Below are 6,750 nucleotides of genomic sequence, written 5' to 3'. Positions count from 1 at the left end.
CGGCGCGCTCCCGCCGCTGCTGCGCGGGCTGGTCCGGGCGCCCGCCCGGCGCGCACCGGCCACCGTGGACGCCGCCGCGGCGGGCGGCTGGGCGCAGCGGCTGGCCGGCCTGTCACCGGCCGAGCGCCGGGAGGCCCTGCTCGACCTGGTCCGCACCCACGCCGCCGCGGTGCTCGGCCACGCGTCCAGTGACGCGATCGGCGCCGGACGCGCGTTCAACGAGATGGGTTTCGACTCGCTCACCGCGGTCGAGCTGCGCAACCGGCTCAACACCGCCACCGGCCTGAGACTGCCCGCCACCGCGCTCTTCGACCACCCGACGCCGGCCGCGCTTGCCGACGAGGTCGGCGCGCAGCTCGGCGGAGCGGCGGTCACCAGCACGCCCACGGCCGTCGTCACCGTCGCCGACCCCGCCGAGCCGATCGCGATCGTCGGTATGGCGTGCCGGTACCCGGGCGGCATGACGTCGCCGGAGGAGCTGTGGCGCCTAATCGCCAGCGGCACCGACACGATCGGGGAGTTCCCCACCGGGCGCGGCTGGGACCTCGACCGGCTGTACGACCCCGACCCGGACGTGCCGGGCCGCACCTACACGCGCGCGGGCGGGTTCGTGTACGACGCGGACCGGTTCGACGCCGGGTTCTTCGGCATCAACCCGCGCGAGGCCGTCGCCAGCGACCCGCAGCAGCGGCTGCTGCTGGAGACGGCCTGGGAGACCTTCGAGAGGGCGGGCATCGACCCCACGACCGTGCGTGGTAGCCGGACCGCCGTCTACGTCGGCGTCGTCGCGCAGGAGTACGCGCCGCGTTCGCACCAGGCCCCCGAAGCGCTCGAAGGGTACCTGCTGACCGGCACGACCACGAGCGTCGCGTCTGGACGGCTGGCGTACACGTTCGGCCTCGAAGGGCCGGCCGTCACCGTCGACACGGCCTGCTCGTCGTCGCTCGTCGCGCTGCACCTGGCCGCGCAGGCCCTGCGGCAGGGTGAATGTTCTCTCGCGCTCGCCGGCGGTGTCACCATCATGGCCAGCGCCGGCATCTTCACCGAGTTCAGCCGGCAGCGCGGGCTCGCGCCCGACGGGCGCTGCAAGGCGTTCGCGGCGGCCGCCGACGGCACCGGCTGGGGCGAGGGTGTGGGCCTGGTCCTGCTGGAGCGCCTGTCCGACGCGCGGCGCAACGGCCACCGCGTGCTCGCCGTCGTCAAGGGCTCGGCGGTCAACCAGGACGGCGCCAGCAACGGCCTCACCGCGCCCAACGGCCCCTCCCAGCAGCGCGTCATCCGGCAGGCGTTGGCAAACGCCGGCTTGAAACCCGCCGACGTCGACGCCGTCGAAGCGCATGGCACCGGCACCACCCTCGGCGACCCCATCGAGGCACAGGCGCTGCTCGCCACCTACGGCCAGGACCGCCAGCGTCCACTGTGGCTCGGCTCCATCAAGTCGAACATCGGCCACACCCAAGCAGCGGCGGGCGTCGCCGGGGTCATCAAGATGGTCATGGCGCTGCGCAACGCGGAGCTGCCGCAGACCCTGCACGTGGACGAACCGTCGCCGCACGTCGACTGGACGGCGGGCGCCGTGTCGCTGCTGACCTCGCCGCAGCCGTGGGAGCCGAACGGGCGCGTCCGCCGGGCCGGCGTGTCCTCGTTCGGCATCAGCGGCACCAACGCCCACGTGATCCTCGAAGAGGCGCCCGCGACCGAGGCACCGCCAGCGACCGAGCCGACCGACCCGGCCGGGCCCGCGCCGCTGGTCCTGTGCGCCAAGACCGAGCCGGCCCTGCGCGAGCGGGCCGCCAAACTCGCCGCCGCGATCGGCCCCGACACGAACCTCGCCGACGTCGCCCACTCCCTCGCCACGACGCGGGCGGCGTTCGAGCACCGGGCCGTGGTCCTCGACGCCGACGCGGCCGGGCTGCGCGCCCTGGCCGCCGGTCAGACCGCGCCCACGCTCGTCCAAGGCGTCGCCACGGACGGACGGACCGCGTTCCTGTTCCCCGGTCAGGGCTCGCAGTGGACGGGCATGGCCCTCGACCTGATGGACACCTCCCCGGTGTTCGCCGACCACATGCGGCAGTGCGCCGGCGCCCTGGAACCCCACCTCGACCTCTTCGCCGAGCTGCGTGGCCCGCTGGACCGCGTGGACGTCGTACAGCCGGCCCTGTTCGCCGTCATGACGTCGCTCGCCGCGCTGTGGCGGCACCACGGGGTCGTACCTGACGCGGTCATCGGCCACTCCCAAGGCGAGATCGCCGCCGCCTACGTCGCCGGAGCACTGTCCCTCTCCGACGCCGCCACCGTCGTCGCGATGCGCGCGAAGGCGATCACCGCGCTGCCGCCGGGCGGTGGGATGGCCTCCATCACCGCCCCGGCCGCCGCGCTTGAACTGCCGGACGGGCTGCACATCGCCGCCGTCAACGGCCCCACCTCGACGGTGATCGCCGGAGAGGCCGCCCTCCTCGACGCGTACGTGAGCACATGCGGCTTCGAGGCGCGAAAGATCGCTGTCGACTACGCCTCGCACAGCCCACACGTCGAGGCCATCCGCGACGAGCTCGTCGATGCTCTCGCCGGCATCCAGCCTCAGCCGGCCACCATCCCGTTCTACTCGACGCTCACCGGTAGCCTGCTCGACACCACCGAGCTGGACGCCGGCTACTGGTACCGCAACCTGCGCCACACCGTCCAGCTGCACCAGGCCGTCGAGGCGCTCACCGCGGACGGGCACCGCCTCGTCGTCGAGTGCAGCCCGCACCCGGTGCTGGCGTCGGTGGTCGACACCAACGCCATCGGCACCCTGCGCCGGGAGGAAGGCCACACCCGCTTCCTCACCTCGCTCGCCGAGGCGTACACCCACGGCGCCGCCGTGGACTGGACCACAGTCGTCAGTGGACGCGTCGTCGACCTGCCCACCTACCCGTTCCAGCGCGACCGGTACTGGGCGGACAGCCGCGCGAGCACCGGGAGCCCCGAAGACCTCGGCCTGGACGCTGCCGGGCACCCGCTGCTCGGCGCCGCCGTCGAGGTACCCGACACCGGCGCGACCCTGTTCACGGCGCGGCTGTCGCTCGCCACCCACCCGTGGCTGGCCGACCACGCCGTGCGCGGTACGGCGATCCTGCCCGGGACGGCGTTCCTGGAGCTGGCCCTGCACGCGGCCACGCATGGCGGGCACGCCCGGGTCGACGAGCTGACCCTGGAGGCCCCGCTGGTCCTGCCCGAGTCGGGCGCCGTGCACGTGCGGGTGACCGCCGGTCCCGTCGACAGCGAAGGCCGGTGCCCGGTCACCGTGCACGGCCGGGGCGAAGGCGACACCGAATGGACCCGGCACGCCACCGGCACGCTCGGCGCCGCGGCGGGTGATGCGCCGGCTGCGCTCACCGAGTGGCCGCCCGCCGGGGCGACCCCGGTGGACGTCGACGGGCTGTATGCGCGGCTCGCCGCGGCCGGGCTGGAGTACGGGCCGGCGTTCCAGGGCGTGCGCGCGGCGTGGCGGCGCGGCGACGATGTTTACGCCGAAGTGTCGCTGGACGGCACCGACGCCAGCGGATTCGGTGTCCACCCGGCGCTGCTCGACGCGGCACTGCACCCGGCACCCGGCGACGCGGTCACCGCGAACGGGCACGGCCCGGCGGTGCGGTTGCCGTTCGCCTGGACCGGCGTGACGCTGCACGCGTCCGGCGCGGAGGCGCTGCGGGTTCGGCTCGCGCCGGCGGGACCGGAAGCGGTCGCGCTCACTGTCACCGACGCCTCCGGTGCGCCGGTGGCCACAGTGGAGTCCCTGGCTATGCGCCCGGTACCGGCCGACAAGCTCCGGCTCGCCGGTGGCCGGACGGACGGTCTGTTCCACGTCGACTGGGTGCCGGTAACCGCGGCGGCTGAGCCTGGTGGGAACTGGGCGGTCCTCGGGGACGTGCCGGCCGGCTTGATAGCGGAGTCGTACCCGGGCCTGCCCGCGCTGCTCGCCGCCGTCGACGGTGGACTCCCGGTACCCGATGTGGTGTTGCTGCCGCTGAAGGGCGCCGGGCGCGACCAGGCCGAGGCGGCCGGGGCGCTGGCCCACGGGACCCTCGCCGCGCTCCAGGCGTGGCTGGCCGACGCGCGCCTCGCCGCGGCGCGGCTGGTCGTCCTCACGTGGGGAGCCGCAGCGGCCCGGGCTGACGAGGGCGTGCCGGACCTGGCCGGCGCGGCGGCGCGGGGTCTCGTGCGGTCGGCGCAGACCGAGCACCCGGACCGGATCACGCTCGTCGACCTCGACGGCGACGCGTCGGCGCTGCCGGTGGCTCTCGGCACCGGCGAGCCCGAGGTCGCGGTGCGCGCCGGCACCGTGTACGCGCCGCGGCTGGCCCGCGTACCGGCGGCAACGCCACCGGTCCCGGCGCTGCGGCCGGACGGCACCGTGCTCGTGACCGGCGCGTCGGGGGTGCTCGGCGCGCTGGTGGCCCGGCACCTCGTGACCACGTACGGCGCGCGCCACCTGGTGTTGGCGTCGCGGCGCGGCGCGGACGCTCCGGGCGCCGCCGAGCTGGGCGACGAGTTGGCCGAACTGGGCGCCACCGTTACTTTCGCGGCGTGCGACGCCGGTGACCGCGACGCGGTGATGGCGCTGGTCGCGTCCATCCCGGACGGTCACCCGCTCACCGCCGTCGTGCACGCGGCCGGTGTGCTCGACGACGGCACGGTCGCCTCGCTGACACCGGCCAAACTGGACACGGTGTTGCGGCCCAAAGTGGACGCCGCCTGGCACCTGCACGAGGCGACCGCCGGACTCGACCTGGCAGCGTTCGTGCTGTTCTCGTCCGCCGCCGCCACGCTCGGCAGCCCAGGACAGGCCAACTACGCCGCGGGCAACGCGTTCCTCGACGCGCTCGCGCGGCACCGCCGGGCGGCCGGCCTACCGGCGCAGTCGCTGGCGTGGGGGCCGTGGGCGCGAGCCACCGGCATGACCGGTCACCTGGACGGCGACGACCACGGCCGGATTACCCGCACCGGCCTCATTCCCTTGGCGGACGGCGAGGGCCTGGCGCTGCTGGACGCGGCGTTCGCGGCGGGCGGGCCGGTCCTCGTGCCGGCACGGGTGAACCTGCCAGCGCTGTCCGAGCGGGCCGAGGCCGGCCTTGTGCCGCCCCTGCTCAGCGGTCTGGTGCGTCGGCGGACCCGGCGCGGGCCGGCCGCCGACGGCGCCGACGCGCTGCGTCAGAGGATCGCCGGCCTCGGCACGGACGAGCGGCGGGACGCCCTGCTGGATGTCGTACGTGGACACGTGGCTGCGGTGCTCGGCCACGCCTCCCCGGAGCAGGTGGAGCACGAACGCGGCTTCCTCGACATGGGCTTCGACTCGCTGACGGCGGTCGAGCTGCGCAACCGGCTCAACGCGGCCACCGGGTTGCGGCTGCCCGCCACCACGCTCTTCGACTACCCCAACCCGACCGCGCTGGCGGGCCTGCTGCTGGCCGAGTTCCAACCGGCGGCCGCCGCGGCCACCCCCGCGGTCTTCGCCGAACTGGACCGGCTGGAGGCCGGCCTGGAGGCGGTGGGCGTCGACGACCGCGCCCGGCTCGCGGTGCGCCTCCAGGACGTGCTGCTGAAGCTGCACGCCGACGCGTCCACTGTGGTCAGCCACCGGATCGAGGCGGCCAGCGACGACGAGATCTTCGACTTCATCGACAACGAGCTCGGCATATGAGGTGCAGATGGTGAACGAGGACAGGCTGCGGGACTATCTCAAGCGGGTGACCGCCGACCTCCACCAGACCCGGCAGCGGCTGGTCGAGGCCGAGTCGAGCCGTCAGGAGCCGGTCGCGGTGGTCGGGATGAGCTGCCGGTTCCCCGGCGGCGCCGACTCACCGGACGGCCTGTGGCGGCTGGTCGCCGGCGGGGTCGACGCCGTCGCACACTTCCCCACCGACCGCGGCTGGGACGAGGACCTGTACGACCCGGACCCGGACCGCGCGGGTAAGAGCTATACGCGCGAAGGCGGTTTCCTGTACGACGCGGACCGGTTCGACGCGGAGTTCTTCGGCATCAGCCCGCGCGAGGCGCTCGCCATCGACCCTCAGCAGCGCCTGCTGCTGGAGATGGCCTGGGAGGCGGTCGAGCGGGCCGGTATCGACCCGGCAGCCTTGCGCGGCAGCCGCACTGGCGTGTTCGCCGGCGTCATGTACGGCGACTACGGCGCCCGCATGCTGCACCGCATCCCCGAGGGCTTCGAGGGGTACGTGGGCACCGGCAGCGCCGGCAGCGTCGCCTCCGGCAGGCTGTCGTACACGTTCGGCCTCGAAGGACCGGCGGTCACCGTGGACACCGCCTGCTCCTCGTCGCTGGTGACGCTGCACCTCGCCGCGCACGCGCTGCGGGAGCGGGAGTGCTCGCTGGCGCTGGCCGGCGGCGTGAGCGTGATGGCCACGCCGGGCATCTTCGTGGAGTTCAGCCGCCAGCGCGGGCTCGCGCCCGACGGCCGCTGCAAGTCGTTCGCCGCCGCGGCGGACGGCGCCGGCTGGTCCGAGGGTGGCGGTCTGCTGCTACTCGAACGCCTCTCCGACGCGCAGCGCAACGGACATCCGATCGTCGCGGTCATCCGCGGCTCGGCGGTCAACCAGGACGGCGCGAGCAGCCAACTCACCGCCCCCAACGGGCCGTCGCAGCAGCGCGTCATCCGCCAGGCCCTCGCAAGCGCCGGCCTCTCCCCGTCCGAGGTGGACGCCGTGGAGGCGCATGGCACCGGCACCACGCTGGGTGACCCGATCGAGGCCC

At 74.7% G+C, this 6,750-nt stretch carries 2 protein-coding genes; both read left to right on the top strand.

The features are described from left to right. A partial coding sequence (locus V6V89_RS40825) for a type I polyketide synthase (RefSeq protein WP_334625088.1) occupies positions 1–5,683 on the top strand: 5,683 nt, incomplete at its 5' end. A 7-nt stretch (positions 5,684–5,690) separates the two neighbouring features. Then, a partial coding sequence (locus V6V89_RS40820) for a beta-ketoacyl synthase N-terminal-like domain-containing protein (protein WP_442935320.1) occupies positions 5,691–6,750 on the top strand: 1,060 nt, incomplete at its 3' end.

The sequence above is a fragment of the Micromonospora sp. CPCC 206061 genome (assembly GCF_036906915.1).
In the GTDB taxonomy this organism is placed as follows: Bacteria; Actinomycetota; Actinomycetes; order Mycobacteriales; family Micromonosporaceae; genus Phytohabitans.
This window is presented reverse-complemented; position numbering and strand designations above follow the sequence as displayed.